This is a genomic window from Streptomyces mirabilis (assembly GCF_018310535.1).
Lineage (GTDB): Bacteria > Actinomycetota > Actinomycetes > Streptomycetales > Streptomycetaceae > Streptomyces.
In genome coordinates this window covers 6849918-6868203 of sequence record NZ_CP074102.1, presented here as the reverse complement: position 1 = coordinate 6868203, position 18286 = coordinate 6849918, and the positions used below count along the sequence as shown (strand labels likewise).

The window sequence follows — 18286 nt, the reverse complement described above, 5'->3', positions numbered from 1 at the left end:
CCACTCAAGGAGATACGAGAACCGTGACGGACATCGTCGACGAACTGCAGTGGCGTGGGCTGATCGCCCTCTCCACTGACGAGGACGCATTGCGCAAGGCGTTCGCGGACGGTCCCGTCACGTTCTATTGCGGCTTCGACCCGACCGCGCCCAGTCTGCATCTCGGCAACCTCGTGCAGATCCTCACGATGCGCCGGATCCAGCAGGCGGGCAACCGCCCGCTGGGCCTGGTCGGCGGTGCCACCGGCCTGATCGGTGACCCGAAGCCGAACTCCGAGCGCACGCTGAACTCGCCCGAGGTCGTCGCCGAGTGGGTCGGGCGGCTGCGCGCGCAGATCGCACCGCTGCTGGACTTCGAGGGTCCGAACGCCGCGGTGATGGTCAACAACCTGGACTGGACCCAGGGCCTGTCGGCCATCGAGTTCCTGCGTGACGTGGGCAAGCACTTCCGGGTCAACAAGATGATCGCGAAGGAGGCCGTCTCCCGGCGGCTCAACTCCGACACGGGCATCAGCTACACCGAGTTCAGCTACCAGATCCTGCAGGGCATGGACTTCCTGGAGCTGTACCGGAGGTACGGTTGCACACTTCAGACCGGCGGCAGCGACCAGTGGGGCAACCTCACCTCGGGCACCGACCTGATCCACCGGGTCCAGCCGGAGGCCGTGGTGCACGCGCTCGGCACCCCGCTGATCACCAAGGCGGACGGCACCAAGTTCGGCAAGACGGAGTCCGGCACGGTCTGGCTGGATCCCGAGATGACCACGCCGTACGCGTTCTACCAGTTCTGGCTGAACGCGGACGACCGGGACGTCTCCAAGTTCCTGCGCATTTTCAGCTTCAGGTCCCACGAAGAGATCGAGGAGCTGGAGAAGCAGACCGAGGAGCGCCCTCAGGCCCGCGCCGCCCAGCGCGCGCTGGCCGAGGAGCTGACGACGCTGGTGCACGGCGCCGACCAGACGGCCGCGGTGATCGCCGCGTCCAAGGCTCTCTTCGGCCAGGGCGAGCTGACCGAGCTCGACGGGAGGACGCTGGCCGCGGCGCTCTCCGAGGTACCGCACATCCAGGTCGCCGAGCTCGGCTTGGTGGTGGACCTCTTCGCGGAGGTCGGCCTGGTGGCCAGCAAGTCGGCCGCGCGCCGCACGGTCAAGGAGGGCGGTGCCTACGTGAACAACGTCAAGGTCACCACCGAGGACGCGGTCCCCGCCAAGGAGGACCTGCTGCACGGGCGCTGGCTGGTGCTGCGCCGGGGCAAGAAGAACCTGGCGGCGGTGGAGGTCACAGAGGAGGCCTAGACACGAGTCGCTGAGGCCTGGACACGACGAGGGGGCGGTTTCCCGTGCGGGAGGCCGCCCCTTCGTCGTACCTCGTCATCGGGCTTCACGCTTTCGTCAGGCTCTTTGCTTGTTGCCCCGCAGCGCCATGTAGGCCATGTCGCCGAGGAAGACGATGATGATCGCGGCCACGAGCTGGAAGGCGTGGCGGCTCCAGTCGATGCCTCGGGTCTCGGCGACGCCGACCGCCCGGGCGATCGCGTTGCCGACGATGGCTCCGAGGATGCCGAAGATGGTGGTCAGCCAGAGTGGGCTGTGCTGCTTGCCCGGAAGGATCGCCTTGGCCAGCAGCCCCAGCACGAAGCCCACGATGATCGCCCACAACCAGCCCATGTCTGCCTCCTAGTACGGCTCTACGTGAGCATTACGCCCAGTCTCGGCGTTGTGCGCCATACGGCGCATGTCGGGCGCGGCCATACGCGGTACGGCGCATCATGTCCACCCAGGTCGGACCCGCCCCGGTCTCGAAGGCGACGGAGCCGCGGCGTAACGTGGGACGTGTTCGGGCCTGCTTCCCAGACCGGGTTCGGACCGGGTACGGGCCGGGGAGAGTCCGACACAGGGCAGGTGGTGGAACGCGATGCGGAAGCAGAGCAAAAGCCAGGTCTTCCGGATCACCGGGGCCAGGCAGGGGCTCGACGAGGACGTCCGCGGCAGGCAGCGCCGCTATGTCATCTCGATGTCGGTCCGCACGGTCTCCGTGATCCTCGCCGTGACCCTCTGGAACGTGGAGCGGCACGTCGCGATCGTCGCACTGGTGCTCGGCGTACTCCTCCCCTACATCTCCGTGGTGATCGCCAACGCCGGACGGGAGAACGCGCCGTCGCTGCCGTCGACGTTCGTCACCCTGCCCGGCCCTGCGATGATCGCGCCGCCGCGCCCGGACGCCTCCGCGGAATCCGTCCCGCAGGACGTCGTGACCGACCCCGGGGTGCGTCCGGGAGGCGGGCCGCACGAGCGGGCCGAGCCCGACTCGACCCTCACCTGACCACGGGGGATCCGCCGAAAACGGAATCCGATCGCGCACCAAGCTCAAGAAAAGCTCAGATCAATCATGTTGTTCCGGTGCCGGGCAGCGGGCTACCCGTGACATACTTCGTACGCGCTCCGCATCCCCCGTCGGAGCGACAGACCGACGCCGGGCAGCTCCCCCCGTGGCTGCTCGGCGTCGCCTTTTCGGGGCCGTTTAGGGTTGAGGCGTGACTTTCCCGCTCCCCGACATGTCCCCGGCCCCCAGCACTCCGCAGTGCTCCGCCAAGGGCTGCCGCACCGATGCCGTGTGGGTGCTCGCCTGGAACAACCCGAAGCTGCACACGCCCGAGCGGCGCAAGACGTGGCTCGCCTGCGAGGAGCATCGCGAGCACCTGTCCAAGTTCCTCGGTGTGCGGGGCTTCTTGAAGGACGTGGTGCGGCTGGAGGACTGGGAGGAGCCAGGGGCCTGAGCTCGCCCCGGAAGGCAGTTCGCCGACTGCGGACCGGTTGTGGCTGGTCGCGCGGTTCCCCGCGCCCCTGAAGGGGCGCCTACCTCGACGGGGTTACTAGCCGCCGATCGACGACATCGGTCTGGCCGGCTGGAGGAACGACGGGTCGTCCAGGCCCGAGCCCGCCTTCTTGCCCCACATCGCGAGGCGCCAGACGCGGGCGATCTCCTCGTCGGGGGCGTCCGAGCGGAGCGCGGTGCGCAGGTCGGTCTCCTCGGTGGCGAACAGGCAGTTGCGTATCTGGCCGTCGGCCGTCAGGCGCGTACGGTCGCAGGCCGCGCAGAACGGGCGGGTGACCGAGGCGATCACGCCGACGCGGTGCGGGCCGCCGTCCACGAGCCAGCGCTCGGCCGGGGCGGAGCCCCGCTCGTCGACACCCTCCTCGGTGAGCGCGAAGCGCGTACGCAGCGAGGTGAGGATGTCGCCCGCGGTGACCATGCCCTCGCGCTTCCAGCCGTGCTGGGCGTCCAGAGGCATCTGCTCGATGAAGCGCAGTTCGTAGTCGTGCTCCACCGCCCAGGCCAGCAGGTCGGGGGCCTCGTCGTCATTGAGGCCCGGCATCAGGACGCAGTTGACCTTGACGGGGGTCAGGCCGGCGTCGCGGGCGGCTTCGAGACCCGCGATGACGTCCTGGTGTCGGTCACGGCGGGTGAGGGCCTTGAAGACGTCGGGGCGCAGGGTGTCCAGCGAGACGTTCACCCGGTCCAGACCCGCGGTCTTCAGGGCGGCGGCGGTGCGCTTGAGGCCGATGCCGTTGGTCGTCAGGGACGTCTGGGGGTGGGGTTCGAGCGCGGCGACCCGCTCCACGATGCCCACGATGCCGGGGCGCAGCAGGGGTTCGCCGCCGGTGAAGCGGACCTCGGTGATGCCGAGGCGGGTGACCGCTATCCCGATGAGACGGACGATCTCGTCGTCCGTGAGCAGGTCGGGCTTGGCCAGCCACTGCAGGCCCTCTTCGGGCATGCAGTACGTACACCGGAGATTGCACCTGTCCGTCAGTGAGACGCGCAGGTCGGTCGCCACTCGGCCATAGGTGTCGATGAGCACGTGGGCCCCCTCCCGCGTTGCGGATCACTTCTACTGACACGATCGAGCCTACGTGACACGGCTGACATCAACCCCGGCCGGATCCCACGAGACGCGGCGCGGCCGCATCGTAGAGATCTACGACGCGGCCGTCGGCGAGGGGGATCAGTGTGCTCCGGTGCCCGTCAGGGACCGCACCTCCAGCTCGGCGTACTTGCCGGCGTCCGGCTCCTCCTTGGACAGGAGCGTGCCGAGCCAGCCCAGCAGGAAGCCGACCGGGATCGAGATGAGGCCCGGGTTCTCCAGCGGGAACCAGTGGAAGTCGACGCCGGGGAACATCGAGGTGGGCTTGCCCGAGACCACCGGCGAGAACAGCACCAGGCCGACCGCCGTGATCAGGCCGCCGTAGATCGACCACAGCGCGCCCTGGGTGGTGAACCGCTTCCAGAAGAGGCTGTAGAGGATCGTCGGCAGGTTGGCGGAGGCGGCGACCGCGAAGGCGAGCGCGACCAGCCCCGCGACGTTCAGGTCGCGGGCGAGGGCGCCCAGCAGGATGGACACGGCACCGATGCCCACCGTCGCGTAGCGGGCGGCGGTCATCTCCTGTTTCTCCGTGGCCTGCCCCCTCTTGATGACGTTCGCGTAGATGTCGTGCGCGAAGGAGGAGGACGAGGCCAGGGTCAGGCCGGCGACGACCGCGAGGATCGTGGCGAAGGCGACGGCGGAGATCGAGGCGAGCAGGATGGCGCCCCAGTTGGAGTCGACGCCTCCCAGGTGCAGTGCCAGGAGTGGCGCGGCGGTGTTGCCCGCCTTGTTGGAGGCGATGATCTCGTCGGGTTTGATCAGCGCGGCGGCGCCGAAGCCGAGGGCGAGGGTCATCAGGTAGAAGGCGCCGATGAGGCCGATCGCCCAGTTCACCGACTTCCGCGCGGTCTTCGCCGTGGGCACGGTGTAGAAGCGGATGAGGATGTGCGGCAGGCCCGCGGTGCCCAGGACCAGCGCCATGCCCAGGGAGATGAAGTCCAGCTTGGTGGTGGACGTGGCGCCGTACTTGAGGCCGGGCTCCAGGAAGGGCGCGCCCTTGCCGCTGTTGTCGGCCGCCTTGCCGAGCAGGTCGGAGATGTTGAAGTTGAACTTCAGCAGCACCAGGAAGGTGAGCAGCAGGGCGCCGATGATCAGCAGGACGGCCTTGACCATCTGGACCCAGGTGGTGCCCTTCATGCCGCCGATGGTGACGTACACGATCATCAGGACGCCGACGAGGGCGACGATGCCGATCTTGCCGCCGTCGCTGGTGATGCCGAGGAGCAGCGAGACCAGGACACCCGCGCCCGCCATCTGCGCCAGCAGATAGAAGATCGACACGACGATGGTGGAGGTGCCCGCGGCCGTACGGACCGGGCGCTGGCGCATCCGGTACGCCAGTACGTCGCCCATGGTGTAGCGGCCGGAGTTGCGCAGCGGTTCGGCGACCAGGAGGAGGGCCACCAGCCAGGCGACCAGGAAGCCGATGGAGTAGAGGAAGCCGTCGTACCCGAAGAGGGCGATCGCGCCCGCGATGCCGAGGAACGAGGCCGCGGACATGTAGTCGCCGGAGACGGCCAGGCCGTTCTGGAAGGCGGTGAACTGTCGGCCGCCCGCGTAGAAGTCGGCGGCGTCCTTGGTCTGGCGGCCCGCCCAGACGGTGATGACGAGGGTCGCGGCGACGAACACCGCGAAGAGGGTGATGATCAGCGGCCGGTGCTGGCTGGCCTCACCGGCGGCGAGCACGGTCGTCTGTACGGGGCTCATGCGTCGCCCTCCAGCCGGGACTTGATCGCCTCGCCCTTGGGGTCGAGCTTCGCGGCGGCGTACCGCGAGTACCACCAGGCGATGAGGAACGTGGTGAGGAACTGGGCGAGCCCCAGGACCAGGGCGACGTTGATGTTGCCGACCACCTGGGTGCCCATGAAGTCGCCCGCGTAGTTCGAGAGCAGGACGTACAGCAGGTACCAGGCGATGAAGGCGACGGTCAGGGGGAAGGCGAAGGAGCGGTGCGAGCGGCGCAGTTCGGCGAACTCTGCGCTCTCCTGCACCTCGACGAACTGCTCGGTCGAGGGCAGCCGGGGATCGGCCTTCGATGGGGGCGGTGCGTCGGTAGCCACGAAGTCTCCTCGCGTTGCGGGTGCGGTTACGACGGTGGACGGGGGCGGGTCGGTGCTCGCGGACGGGGACGGCTGGGGTGCGGACATACGGTTGCGACCTCACAGTGACCTGGATCACACAACCGGGAGCGACGGAATTGCTTCCGTGCGTGATCCAACAGGGGGCTCGATCGTCCTCGGGCTCCCTGCTCAAGGTCACGGCGCCACGCGTGGACCGGTTCAACTCCCCCGACTTCTTTCGGAAGTCATCTCCGGAAGTCATTGCTGGCCAGTTGGGACGGGAGATAGCTTCGGCCTGCAGTACTCGTCATGCACCTGCCGAAGCGCCACCCGCACCAGCCTCAGCACCATCACGCACCTGCCCGAGCACCACCTGTGTTCGGGCGGCTTTCTTTTCCGGATGATGTGGAGATCCCATGGCTCATCTGCGTTCCAGACGTCGCCTCGCCCTCGCGGTGCCGGTCGTCCTGTCCCTCACCGCCTCGCTCGGCTTCCTGCCGGGCGCAGCGTCGGCCGCCCCGCTGACCGCGTCCGCCACGCCGAGCGCGGACGGCCCCAACCTCGCGTACGTGGTCAACACCAGGACGGACCACCGCACGATCGAGTCGGTGGAGAAGGCGATCACCGCGGCGGGCGGCACCGTCGTCATCGCCTACGAGAAGATCGGCGTGATCGTCGTCCATTCGGCCAACCCGGACTTCGGCAAGCGGATCCGCGCCGTGCGCGGGGTGCAGTCGGCGGGCGCGACCCGGACCGCGCCGCTGACGGCCGCGGGGACGACGGACGAGGGCGCGGCGCAGATGCTGTCCGCCGCCGAGGCCGCCAAGGTCTCCAGGACCGCCGCCTCGGGCGAGGAGCCCCTGGAAGCCGACCAGTGGGACCTGCGCGCGATCGGCGCCGACAAGGCCGCGAAGATCAACCCGGGCAGCAAGAGCGTGACGGTCGCCGTGATCGACGTCGGCGTCGACGACACCCACCCGGACATCGCCCCGAACTTCTCCCCCTCGCAGTCCGCGAACTGCGTGGGCGGCAAGCCGGACACCACGTACGGCGCGTGGCGCCCCGTGGACGCCGACCACTACCACGGGACCCATGTCGCGGGGGAGATCGCCGCCGCCCGCAACGGCATCGGTGTCGCGGGCGTCGCACCCGGTGTGAAGGTCTCGGGCATCACCGTGGCCGAGCCGGACGCGAGCCAGCTCTTCTATCCGGAGAGCGTCGTCTGCGCCTTCGTCTTCGCCGCCGACCACGGCGTGGAGATAACCAACAACAGCTACTACGTGGACCCGTGGCTCTACAACTGCCTCGACGACCCCGACCAGAGGGCCATCGTCGACGCCGTCAACCGGGCCCAGCTGTACGCCCAGAAGAAGGGCACCCTCAACGTCGCCGCGGCGGGCAACTCCAACGACGACCTCGACTCGAGTGCCCTCGCCGACGCCTCCAGCCCCGACGACTCGACCCCTGTGACCCGCACGGTCGACCCGCACAAGTGCTTCGACGTACCGACCCAGCTGCCGGGCGTCGTCACGGTCGCCTCGACCGGCGTCACCGGTGCCAAGTCGTACTTCTCCAGTTACGGCAAGGGCGTCATCGATGTCGCCGCCCCGGGCGGCGACAAGTTCCAGATCCCGGACACGCCGTCGAAGAACGGCCGCATCCTGTCGACGATGCCGAACAACCAGTACGGCTTCCTGCAGGGCACGTCGATGGCGACGCCGCACGTCGCGGGCGTGGCCGCGCTGCTGAAGTCCACGTACCCCTGGGCCTCGCCGGCCCAGCTCCAGGCGCTCCTCAAGGCCGAAGCGGACAACCCCGGTTGCCCGACCGCCCCGTACGACGGGGACGGCGACGGCGTCGTGGACGCCACCTGCGTGGGCGGCAAGCACGTGAACGGCTTCTACGGAGCCGGGATCGTCAACGCGCTGCGCGCGGTCAAGTAGCTCCGGTCGGACGTCACATGAGCTTCCGCACGGCTCGTACCGCTCGTACCGCGAATGAACTGGAGACTCCATGACCGCGCCTCGCAAGCGCTCCCGTCGCGCCATAGCCCTCCCGCTCGGGATGGCCACGGCGACGGCCCTCGCCTTCCTGCCGAACGTCAGCGCCTCGGCGGCCGACACCGACAGCTCCGCCGCGCAGACCGCCACGGCAACGACGGCGGACGCGACCGCCCTCAGCTATGTCGTCAACGTCCGCCCGGGGCACGGCACTTCCTCCTCCGTGAAGAAGGCCATCACCAGGGCGGGCGGCACGATCGTGACGTCGTACGACCAGATCGGCGTGATCGTCGTGCACTCCTCGAACGCCGACTTCGCCAAGACGATCCGCGGCGTACGCGGCGTGCAGTCGGCCGGCAACACGCGCAACGCCCCACTGCCCGCGCAGTCGACCACCGACATGGGCGCGCCCCAGGTGCTCACCGCGGCGCAGGAGCGGGCCGCGAGCGCCACGGCCGCCGCCGGGCAGGACCCGCTGGAGTCCCTCCAGTGGGACCTGCCCGCCATCAAGGCGGACAAGGCGCACGAGAAGACCCTCGGCAGCAGCAAGGTGACGGTCGCCGTGATCGACACCGGTGTCGACGACACGCACCCCGACATCGCGCCGAACTTCAACCGCGACGCCTCGGTCAACTGTGTGACGGGCAAGCCGGACACCACCGACGGGGCTTGGCGGCCGACCGCCGCGGAGAGCCCGCACGGCACGCATGTCGCGGGCGAGATCGCGGCCGCCAAGAACGGCGTCGGCATCACCGGAGTCGCGCCCGGCGTGAAGGTCGCCGGCATCAAGGTGGCCACGACGGCCGGCTACTTCTACACCGAGGCCGTCGTCTGCGGTTTCGTGTGGGCCGCCGAGCACCACGTCGACGTGACCAACAACAGCTATTACACCGACCCCTGGTACTTCAACTGCAAGGACGACCCGGACCAGAAGGCCCTGGTCGACGCGATCACCCGCGCCTCGCGGTACGCGGAGCACAAGGGCACCGTCAACGTCGCCGCGGCGGGCAACGAGAACTACGACCTGGCAGCCGACTCGATCACCGACCCGGTCTCCCCGAACGACGGCACACCCTCGGACCGGGTGATCGACCCCTCCAAGTGCTACGACATCCCCACCCAGCTGCCGGGTGTGGTCACCGTGGCCGCGACGGGCGCCAAGGGCATCAAGTCGTCCTTCTCCAACCACGGCCTGGGCGTCATCGACGTCGCCGCGCCCGGCGGCGACTCGACGCGCTACCAGACCCCGGCCCCGCCCGCCACCAGCGGCCTGATCCTCGGCCCGCTGCCCGGCGGCACGTGGGGGTACATGGCCGGCACGTCGATGGCGTCCCCGCACGTCGCCGGTGTCGCCGCCCTCATCAAGTCGACCCACCCGCACGCCTCCGCCGCCCTGGTGAAGGCACTGCTGTACGCGGAGGCCGACGCCACACCGTGCACCGACCCGTACGACATCGACGGCGACGGCAAGGTCGACGCGGTGTGCGAGGGCACGAAGAACCACAACGGGTTCTACGGCTGGGGCACCGTCAACGCGTTGAAGGCGGTCACGAAGTAGCCCTGTGAGCGGGAGGGGCCGGGCGCGCACCCCGGCCCCTCCCGCCATGTTGATCCAGTACACCCGGCATAGTGCCGTCATGACTCATACGGACTTCGCGTGGGCGGCTCTGGGCGGCGACCCCGCACTCGTCTCACGGATCTCGGCCGTCGCACGGGAGGGCGTGCTGCCCTCACGGCTGCCGGTGCGGGGGATGGCCCGGGCGTGTGTCGCGGTCTGCGCCCTCGCCGGGGCCGAGCTGACCGCCGGCCGCACCGGAGGGAAGGTGCCCGAGGTGCGGGTCGACGACGGGGCTGTCGCCACCGCCTTCCACAGTGAGCGGCACCTGCGCGTCGACGGGAGTGAGCCGGTCAACTTCGCCCCGCTGTCCCGGTTCTGGCGGACGGCGGACGGCTGGGTCCGCACCCACGCGAACTATCCGCACCATCAAAAGCGGCTGCTGGGCGCGCTGGGTGTACCGGAGGACCGGGGCTCCCTCACCGAGGTACTCGCCGAGGTGTTCGCCGAGCGACCGGCCATCGAGGTGGAGGAGACGGTGTACGCGGCCGGCGGGCTCGCGATCGCCCTGCGCACGCCCGGTCAGTGGGCGGCGCACCCACAGGGGCGGGCGATCGCCGCACACCCGCTGGTGGCCCGCGAGCGACTGGACACGGCACCCGTACGACCGCTCGCCCCGCTCGCCGGGGATCCGCTGCTGCCCGCCGCGGGCGTACGCGTGCTGGACCTCACCCGGGTCATCGCGGGCCCGGTGGCCACCCGCACGCTCGCCCTCCTCGGCGCGGACGTCCTGCGGATCGACAGCCCGCGCCTGCCCGAAATCGACGACCAGCACGCCGACATGGACTTCGGGAAGCGTTCCGCCACGCTCGACCTGGCGGCGCGCGGGGATCACACGGCCTTCGAGGAGCTGCTCGCCGAGGCCGATGTCGTCGTCACCGGGTACCGGCCCGGCGCACTGGACCGGTTCGGGCTCTCCCCGCGGGCACTGGCCGAGCGGCGGCCCGGTCTGGTGGTGGCGCAGTTGTCGGCGTGGGGCGACTACGGGCCGTGGTCCGGGCGGCGGGGCTTCGACAGCCTGGTGCAGGTCGCCACCGGGATCGCGGAGATCGAGGGGTCCGCCGAGCGGCCGGGCGCGCTGCCCGCGCAGGCCCTCGACCACGGCACGGGGTATCTGCTGGCCGCCGCGGTGCTCCGGTCGCTCACCGAGCAGACCCGGGAGGGCGGGACGCGGCTCGTCCGGCTGGCGCTCGCACGGACGGCCGCGTGGCTGGTGGACGGGCCGGCGCACCGGGACGAGGAGCCCGCCGACGCCTCGTACGAACCGGGCTCCTGGCTCGCCGAGACCGACAGCGACCTGGGCAGGCTCCGGTACGCACGGTCGCCCGTCTCCTTCGCCGACGGGCCCCCCGACTGGGCACGGCCGCCGGGACGTTGGGGGACGGACCCGGCCCGGTGGGCCTGAGCCCCCGGGTCACTTCGGGAGACGACCGCGCCCGTCGGGCGTGAGCGAGGGGTCGGCCGGAAACGTATCTATGGGCGGAATGCCTAACCGCCGCTTGTTTCCCTGCACTTGCCCGGTTCTGTGCCGACTGGTGAAGATCCTGGGGTGACCTTGATACGACCGACAGCCGAGACAGCGGGCGCGAGTGCTCCGGCGCGGCGCCCCGTGGCCGGACGCGCCGCCGCCCTGCTCGTCCTGGTGGCCGTGGCCGCCCTGATCCCGCTGCTCGGCCCGCGCCCCGCGCTGGACGGCACCGGCGAGGCGGCCGCCCCCGGCGTCGGCGGCATCGCCCTGCTGCGCGCGGTCTTGTTCACGGCGCTGTGCGTCCCCGCGGGCGAACTGTTCGCGGCCCGGCTGGCCCGCCGGGTGCCGGGCGCGCCACTGGAGTACGCGCCTCGCAGCTGGGCGCCCCACGCCGCGGTGGCCGGGTTCGTCGCCGCGCTGGGGCTCGCCTCGGTGGTGGCCACCGGCAATCTGCTGCCGCACCACCTCTCCGACATGGATGTCGGCGGGCTCTACCAGACCCGGGACGGAAAGCTCGCGCTCCTGGAGGTGAACGCGTTCCTGGCCGCCGGGCTCTGCGCCTTCTCACGGAGACCGGCCGCCCAGGCGTGGCCGCTGGCCGCGGTGGCCCTCGCGGAGGCACTGCGCGCCCACCCTGCGCCGGAGCACGGCCCGCTCGTCGGCTCCGGTCTGACGCTCGTTCACGTGACCTGCGCGGCCCTGTGGACGGGCGGACTGCTGCATGTGCTGCGGATGCTGCGCACCTGGCGCGCCTCTTCGAAGGCGGAGACGGCGGAGAGGGCCGAGACGGCGGTTTCGGCGGACGCGGCAGGCGCGGCGCTTCTGGGCCTCTACGCGCGCGTGGCCGCCGTCCTGTTCGCGGCGCTCACCGCGACGGGCGTGTGGAGCGCGCTGCGCCGGATGCCGCCCGGCACGGTCCTGGACCAGCTGACGGCGACGTCGTACGGGCGCACCCTGCTCGCCAAGCTGGTGCTGGTGGCCGCCGTCGCCGTGCTGGCGCTGCTCGCGCGGCTGCGGCTGCGCCGGGCCGCCGACCGGCTCAGTGCCTGTGTGCCCGCTCGCGCGGAGGTGGTGGCGCTGGGCCTGGTCGTGGCGGTGTCGGGGCTGCTGACGGCGCTGCCGCTGCCGATCAGGTGGTCATGAGCCGTTGGTGACGAGCACCTTGAGGGCGGTGCGCTCGTCCATCGCCTTGTAGCCCTCGGGCACGCCTTCCAGACCGACGGTCATGTCGAAGACGGGCGACGGGTCGATGGTGCCGTCCAGGATGTCGGGCAGCAGCTCCGGGATGTACGCCCGCACCGGCGCCACACCGCCGCGCAGCGCGATGTTCCGGTCGAACATCACGCCCAGGTCGAGGCCCGTGCCACTGCCGTGCGGCACGCCGACGAAGCCGATGGCGCCGCCGTCGCGGGTGATGTTCACGGCCGTCCGCATGGACTGCTCGGTGCCGACCGCCTCCACGACGGCGTGCGCGCCCTGGCCGCGGGTCAGCTCGCGGACGGCCTCGACGGCCGCCTCGCCGCGTTCGGCGACGACGTCCGTGGCGCCGAAGGCGCGCGCGATGTCCGTACGTGCCTGGTGACGTCCGAGCGCGATGATCCGCTCGGCGCCGAGCCGCTTGGCGGCCAGCACGGCGCAGAGTCCGACGGCGCCGTCCCCGACGACCGCGACGGTGGCGCCCTTGCGGGCTCCCGCGCCGAGGGCCGCGTGGTGCCCGGTGCCCATGACGTCGGAGAGCGTCAGCAGGGCCGACAGCAGGTGGTCGTCGGAGGCCGCCTCCTTGGGCAGCTGTACGAGGGTGCCGTCGGCGAAGGGGACGCGCACGGCCTCGCCCTGACCGCCGTCGTAGCCGACCGCGCCCCAGAAGCCGCCGTGCTCACAGGAGGTGGTGAGGCCCTCGCGGCAGTAGTCGCAGACGCCGTCCGACCACATGAAGGGGGCGACGACCAGGTCGCCCCGGCGCACGCCGGTCACCTCGGAGCCGGTCTCCTCGACGATGCCGAGGAACTCGTGCCCGATCCGCTGCCCCGCCTGCCGCGCCGCCTCACCCCGGTAGGCCCACAGGTCGCTGCCGCAGATGCAGGACCGCAGCACCCGCACGACCGCGTCGGTGGGCAGTTGCACCAGGGGCTCGGGGACGTCCTCCACGCGCATGTCGTACGGGGCGTGGATGGTGGTGGCGCGCATGACGAGGATCCTTCTCGGCTGATCGGCTGGGTGAGATGCGCTCAGGGGGTGGTTGAGCGCATCCCACCGTACGCCGCCCTCGCTGCGGTATGCGCGCCGAGGGTGCCCTGCACTCCGCTGACCAGCAGGAACTGGGCGGCGGCATAGGTCAGCATGATCCAGAAGTCCGGCCTCGGGAGCTGCGGCCAGTCGGCGACGCCGGTGGCGATGAGGGTGTCGGACAGCAGGAAGAGCGCCCCGCCCACGCCCGCGACGGGCCCGAGCCGGGTGCTTCCGGCCGCCATCGCGGTCAGCAGCAGGCTGTAGCCGGCGACGGGGATACGGAGGCCGGCGGGCAGATCGGGCCACAGGAGGGTGACGGTGACGACGAGGGCGAGGACATACGCGCCGACGAGCCAGGCGGACGGCCCACGCACGTGTGGAGGGAGACGTGGCGAATCCGGCCTTCTGAAGAGCAGGAGGTAGCAGACGTGACCGGCCGCGAAGGAGGCCATCCCCACGAGGAAGGCCGGGTCGGCGTCGGACAGCAGCAGTACGTCGCCGCCCCAGCCGCAGAGCAGGGCGGCCACCAGGAGCCTCGGTCCGCCGCGTACGACCGCGTGGGCGGCGAGCAGGGGCATCAGAAGCGGCTTGGCGACCAGGTGCCCCGGGGTGAACCCGACGGCCAGGGAAACGAGGTCCACGGCAGCGGCCACGCCGAAGGAGACGAGCAGCACGCGCGCGTGCCGTGGGCTCACGCGACGGGCTCCGTGACCGGCTTGCTCCCCGCGGACTTCGGCGTCGGCTGCCAGCCGGGCCCGCAAAAGACCCGCCCCGCCCGCTCGCGCCAGCCGGTCGCCGCCTTCAGGTCCCTGGCGATGGCGGCGTACTCGTGGGTGGCGACGCGCAGGGGGTTGTACGTGGCGATGTTCTTGGTGAGCCCGTAGACGGGCCGCTCGGTCTCGGCGACGAAGGACCCGAAGAGCCGGTCCCAGACGATGAGGATCCCGCCGAAGTTGCGGTCCAGGTAGCCGCCCTGGGAGGCGTGGTGGACCCGGTGGTGGGAGGGCGTGTTGAACACGAACTCGAACCAACGGGGCATCTTGTCTATCCGCTCCGTGTGAATCCAGAACTGGTAGACGAGGTTCGCCGACGAACAGAACGCCAGCGCGGCGGGGTGCACGCCGAGGGCGATCAGCGGCACGTAGAAGGGCCAGACCGTCCAGGTCGTCCAGGGCTGGCGCAGCGCGGTGGTGAGGTTGAACTTCCGGCTGGAGTGGTGGACCACGTGGCAGGCCCACAGGACGCGGATGACGTGGTGGCCGCGATGCGACCAGTAGTAGAAGAAGTCCTGCCCCAGCAGCATCAGCGGAACGGTCCACCACAGGACGGGCACCCGCAGCGGCGTGAGTTCATAGATCGCCGTATAGATCGCGACGATCGGGATCTTCCACAGGAAGTCGAAGACGAGACTCCCAAGCCCCATGCCGACGCTCGTCGCGGCATCCTTCGCCTCGTACCCCGCGGCATCGTCGTCCGGATGGATCCGGACGCTCACCATCTCGATCACGGTGAGCAGCACAAAGGCGGGTATCGACCACAGCACGACATCGGGCAGGTTCGGCATGGGTGCACCGTAGAACCGCAGCTCGGCCACGGCTAGACGTTGTTACCCACAAGTATTACCGGGGGTACGCGCTTGCTTATTGGTGATCTCCGCCAAGGACGCCGACAGGTCCGGACCGATGCTCGTCGGATGTCCGCTCGGCGCTCGTCACACCCCCGCCGCCCCCAACAGCACCCCCGCCGCATACGTGACCCCCATCGCCAGCGCTCCCCCGCCCACGTTCCGCAGTACCGCGCGGCTCGGATTCGCCGAGCCCAGGCGGGCGCTCAGCCAGCCGGTGAGGACCAGGGCGGCCAGTACCGAGAGCACGGTGACACCCAGGCGCCAGGCTTCCGGTGGCAGGACGATGGCGAGGAGGGGAAGAAGGGCACCCACGGTGAAGGAGAGGAAGCTCGCCCAGGCCGCGTGCCAGGGGTTGGTGAGGTCGTCGGGGTCGATGCCGAGTTCCACGCGTGCGTGGGCCCTCAGGGCGTCGCGTTCCGTGAGCTGCTCCGCCGCCTCGCGGGCCACCTCGCGGGTCAGGCCGCGCTGCTCCAGGAGTTCGGTCAGCTCCTCGAGCTCGGCGGCCGGCTGTTCGCGCAGTTCGCGTCGCTCCAGCGCCAGGGCGGCCTTCTCGGAGTCCAGTTGGGTGGAGACCGAGACGTACTCGCCCGCCGCCATCGACATGGACCCGGCCAGCAGCCCGGCGAGGCCCGCCGTGAGCAGCGCGGAGCGGTCGTCCGTGGCGCCGGCCACGCCGACGACGAGGCCCGCGGTGGAAACGATGCCGTCGTTGGCGCCCAGCACCGCGGCCCGCAGCCAGTTCAGGCGGGAGCCGAGGGTGCCTTCGTGGGCCTCGTCGTGCGTGGGTACCGTCACACGGGGAGGATGCCACCTGGCGCGTCACCAGACGCGTACTGACGCTCCCCGCGCGAACACCGGGCTCGTCGCGTCCGCCGGGGGCCGCGTCAGCGGTTCGGCCAGTTCCGCCACGGCCGGTCCCACCTTCGCCGCGAGGGGATCCAGGGCGTCGAGGTCGAAGCCGTAGACCCGGGCGGCGTTCCCGCCGACCATCGCGGCGACCTCCTCGCGCGGCACGCCCGCGTACGCGCAGCGCAGGCCCTCCCGCGAGTAGGGGTAGGTGCCCTCGTCGTGCGGGTAGTCGCTGCCCCACATGATCTTGTCGACGCCGATCCGCGCCCGCAGCGGCACCTCGTGCGGGCGCATGAAGCTCGCGCCGACGAAGCAGTTGTCCCGCCAGACGTCCGAGGGGCCCTTGCCCATCGACTCGGCGAGTCCCGCGCCGAACTTCGACTCCGCCGTCGACCGCTTCGTCCTCCTCGCCACCGCCGACAGCCTCCCGTGGTAGTAGTCCAGCATGTCGAGCACCCCGGGGATCCAGCCCGAGCCCTGCTCGGTCAGCACCAGCTTCAGGCCGGGATGGCGGCGGAAGGCGCCGCCGAAGATGAGGTGCCAGAGCGCGCGGTGGGAGAACCAGGTCGTCTCGACCATGAAGACCGCGCGGGCCGCCGGTTCCTCGCCCAGTGGCGGGGACGCCGAGCCCGCGTGGTGGTTCACGGGGACGCCGAGCTCCTCACAGACCGCCCAGATCGGGTCGTACGTCGACGAGTACAGCTCGGGCAGTCCCGAGCCCGGTGGGGTGCCGGGGAGCAGCAGGCCGCCCCTGAGGCCCGCCCGGGAGGCCCATCTGATCTCCTTCACCGCCTCCGCCACGTCGTTCAGGAGGATCTGGAAGACACCCGCGCGGCGGCCCGGCGCGGCCGCGCAGAAGTCCGCGAGCCAGCGGTTGTGGGCGCGCAGGCCCGCCCAGCGCCGTTCGAACTCCTCGGCGGTGGGGGCCGGCGCCATCAGGGCGGCCGACGGGAAGAAGGGCGGGATGGTGTTGGGGAACACCACCTCCGCGACGATGCCGTCCTCCTCCAGCTCCGCCAGGCGCCGTGCGGAGTTCCAGTTCTTGTCGGCGGTGTCGGCGAGCAGGTCCTCGTACGGATTGACGTAGCCGGCCGCCCACGCGTCGAACACCTCGTGGTGATCCTTCGCCAGGTAGGGCCGGTAGTCCAGGAGGTCCGCTCCGGCGTGGCAGTCCGCCGAGATCACGGTGTAGCGGTCGGTCACGGAGTCGTTCGTGGGGGCGCTCACGGCGTCGCCCCCAGGACCGGGAAGTCGTGGTCGGTCAGCCAGTGGCGGCCCACCTCGCGCGAGCGTGCCCAGGACGCCGCCACGGCCGTCTGGTCGTCGCTCTGGCCGAGGTCGGCCGGGGTCGGGCCGATGCGCCGGGCGAGCGGGGCCAGGTGCTCGACGTCGAAGCCGAAGACCTCGGCTGCCGCGAGGCCGAGCATGCGGCGGGTCTCCGCGACCGGGATGTCGTGGAAGGTGCGCCGCAGCCACGCGCGTGTGTCGGGCCAGGTTCCCTCGGGGTGCGGGAAGTCGCTGCCCCAGAGGATGTTGTCGACTCCGATCTCGTAGCGCTGGGCGAGTTCGCGGCGCTTGGTGTTCGTCGCGCAGATGAAGAGCTGCCGGTCGAGGTACTCGTGCGGGGGCCGCTCGAGCTCGGCGAAGGGCGACAGCTTCTTGCCGCCGTGCGCGCCCAGGTAAAGGCGGTCCATGAACCAGAGGAGGTTCGGCAGCCACCAGCAACCCGACTCGGCCACCCCGAACTTCAGCCCCGGGTGACGTTCGAAGACGCCCGACCAGAGCAGGAACCACAGGGGGCGCGCGGGCCACCAGGTGACTTCGGAGACGTAGATCCCCAGGTAGTCGCCGTACTCGTGGCGCGGCGCCGCGCCCGAGTGCGTGACCACCGGCATCCCGCACTCGGCGGCGGCCGCCCACACGGGGTCGTAACGGCGGTCGTGGTAAGGCTCCTTGTCGACCCACATGGCGGGGATCATCAGGGCACCGAGTCCCGACTCCTTGGCGCGGTACACCTCGGCGACGACCGCGTCGGGGGACGCCGTGATCGGCAACAGGGCGACCCCGCAGTGCCGTTCGGGGTTCTGCCCGACGAACTCCGCCAGCCAGCGGTTGTGGGCCTGCGCGCCCGCCATCCCGAGCTGCGGGTCGTGGTCGCCGGAGAGGCCGAGGCCCACGCCGAAGGGGGCCGCCGTGCGGCTGTCCACGGCGTCGGCGTCCGGGAAGACCACCTCCCCTGCCACACCGTCGCCGTCCAGCTCCTTGAGACGCTGCGCGGTGTCCCAACCGCCGCGCAGGCCCTCCTCGTTGTCCTGGAACCAGCGGTCCGCGAACGCCTCGTTGCGGATGCCGAGCCGGTTCATCTCCTCGCGGCGCCGGCCCTGGCCCGCGAGGAACTCGTCGAAGTCCCGGTGGAACCGGGAGTCCAGGTAGGGCCGGTACTCCTCGGTGGGGAGCCCGGCATGGCAGTCGGAGGAGATGATCAGATAGGGGTCCCGGTCGGTCATCGCCCG

17 protein-coding genes are annotated in these 18286 nt (G+C 70.8%); 7 read left to right on the top strand and 10 right to left on the bottom strand.

Annotated features, from left to right (window positions below):
- Positions 1 to 23 precede the first annotated feature (23 nt).
- Positions 24 to 1295 carry a tyrosine--tRNA ligase gene (gene tyrS, locus SMIR_RS30290; protein WP_212727614.1) on the top strand — a complete coding sequence of 424 codons (1272 nt, stop codon included), beginning with the start codon at positions 24 to 26 and terminating at the stop codon, positions 1293 to 1295.
- Between the two features lie 96 nt (positions 1296 to 1391).
- On the opposite strand, the gene SMIR_RS30285 is transcribed toward tyrS, so the two are convergent.
- Entirely contained in the window at positions 1392 to 1667 is a 276-nt protein-coding gene (locus tag SMIR_RS30285) for a GlsB/YeaQ/YmgE family stress response membrane protein (RefSeq protein ID WP_067364569.1), read from the bottom strand.
- 247 nt (positions 1668 to 1914) lie between these two features.
- Between SMIR_RS30285 and SMIR_RS30280 the strand changes: the two genes are divergently transcribed.
- Together SMIR_RS30280 and SMIR_RS30275 are read left to right on the top strand one after the other, a co-directional pair.
- Complete coding sequence (locus SMIR_RS30280) at positions 1915 to 2322, top strand: DUF3099 domain-containing protein (RefSeq protein WP_168490340.1); 408 nt, start codon at positions 1915 to 1917, stop codon at positions 2320 to 2322.
- Positions 2323 to 2554: 232 nt separating this feature from the next.
- Positions 2555 to 2776, top strand: coding sequence for a hypothetical protein (locus SMIR_RS30275; protein WP_101405928.1), 222 nt, complete (start codon positions 2555 to 2557; stop codon positions 2774 to 2776).
- 96 nt (positions 2777 to 2872) lie between these two features.
- Here the strand turns inward: SMIR_RS30275 and moaA are convergent, their stop codons facing one another.
- The 3 genes from moaA to SMIR_RS30260 all read right to left on the bottom strand — a co-directional run bounded on the left by moaA (position 2873) and on the right by SMIR_RS30260 (position 5985).
- Positions 2873 to 3862, bottom strand: coding sequence for a GTP 3',8-cyclase MoaA (moaA, locus tag SMIR_RS30270; protein ID WP_168490341.1), 990 nt, complete (start codon positions 3860 to 3862; stop codon positions 2873 to 2875).
- Positions 3863 to 4006: 144 nt separating this feature from the next.
- A complete protein-coding gene (locus tag SMIR_RS30265) occupies positions 4007 to 5632 on the bottom strand; it encodes a monocarboxylic acid transporter (RefSeq protein ID WP_168490342.1) in 1626 nt (541 codons plus the stop codon).
- Entirely contained in the window at positions 5629 to 5985 is a 357-nt protein-coding gene (locus SMIR_RS30260; RefSeq protein WP_054232238.1) for a DUF485 domain-containing protein, read from the bottom strand. Before SMIR_RS30260 ends, SMIR_RS30265 begins: the two co-directional genes overlap by 4 nt.
- 416 nt (positions 5986 to 6401) lie before the next feature.
- Here SMIR_RS30260 and SMIR_RS30255 point away from each other — a divergent pair, with 416 nt between their 5' ends.
- The 4 genes from SMIR_RS30255 (at position 6402) to SMIR_RS30240 (ending at position 12211) form a co-directional block, all read left to right on the top strand.
- Positions 6402 to 7928 carry a S8 family serine peptidase gene (locus tag SMIR_RS30255; protein ID WP_168490343.1) on the top strand — a complete coding sequence of 509 codons (1527 nt, stop codon included), beginning with the start codon at positions 6402 to 6404 and terminating at the stop codon, positions 7926 to 7928.
- Positions 7929 to 7998: 70 nt separating this feature from the next.
- A complete protein-coding gene (locus SMIR_RS30250; RefSeq protein WP_168490344.1) occupies positions 7999 to 9543 on the top strand; it encodes a S8 family peptidase in 1545 nt (514 codons plus the stop codon).
- 79 nt (positions 9544 to 9622) lie between these two features.
- Positions 9623 to 11005 carry a CoA transferase gene (locus tag SMIR_RS30245; protein ID WP_168490345.1) on the top strand — a complete coding sequence of 461 codons (1383 nt, stop codon included), beginning with the start codon at positions 9623 to 9625 and terminating at the stop codon, positions 11003 to 11005.
- 144 nt (positions 11006 to 11149) lie between these two features.
- Positions 11150 to 12211, top strand: a complete 1062-nt coding sequence (locus SMIR_RS30240) for a CopD family protein (protein ID WP_168490346.1) — start codon at positions 11150 to 11152, stop codon at positions 12209 to 12211.
- Here SMIR_RS30240 and SMIR_RS30235 read toward each other — a convergent pair.
- From SMIR_RS30235 to SMIR_RS30210, 6 genes are all read right to left on the bottom strand, one after another.
- Complete coding sequence (locus SMIR_RS30235; protein WP_075026128.1) at positions 12206 to 13255, bottom strand: zinc-dependent alcohol dehydrogenase family protein; 1050 nt, start codon at positions 13253 to 13255, stop codon at positions 12206 to 12208. The genes SMIR_RS30240 and SMIR_RS30235 overlap by 6 nt on opposite strands.
- A gap of 41 nt (positions 13256 to 13296) precedes the next feature.
- Positions 13297 to 13992 (bottom strand): lysoplasmalogenase, encoded by a 696-nt coding sequence (locus SMIR_RS30230; protein ID WP_212727613.1) that lies wholly within the window; start codon positions 13990 to 13992, stop codon positions 13297 to 13299.
- On the bottom strand, positions 13989 to 14861 hold the full coding sequence (locus SMIR_RS30225; protein ID WP_168490348.1) for a sterol desaturase family protein: 873 nt from the start codon (positions 14859 to 14861) through the stop codon (positions 13989 to 13991). Before SMIR_RS30225 ends, SMIR_RS30230 begins: the two co-directional genes overlap by 4 nt.
- Positions 14862 to 15008: 147 nt before the next feature.
- Positions 15009 to 15719, bottom strand: coding sequence for a VIT1/CCC1 transporter family protein (locus tag SMIR_RS30220; protein WP_168490349.1), 711 nt, complete (start codon positions 15717 to 15719; stop codon positions 15009 to 15011).
- A 24-nt stretch (positions 15720 to 15743) separates the two neighbouring features.
- On the bottom strand, positions 15744 to 17000 hold the full coding sequence (locus SMIR_RS30215; protein ID WP_249938495.1) for an amidohydrolase family protein: 1257 nt from the start codon (positions 16998 to 17000) through the stop codon (positions 15744 to 15746).
- Positions 16997 to 18280, bottom strand: coding sequence for an amidohydrolase family protein (locus tag SMIR_RS30210; RefSeq protein ID WP_212727612.1), 1284 nt, complete (start codon positions 18278 to 18280; stop codon positions 16997 to 16999). Before SMIR_RS30210 ends, SMIR_RS30215 begins: the two co-directional genes overlap by 4 nt.
- Between the last annotated feature and the right edge of the window lie 6 nt (positions 18281 to 18286).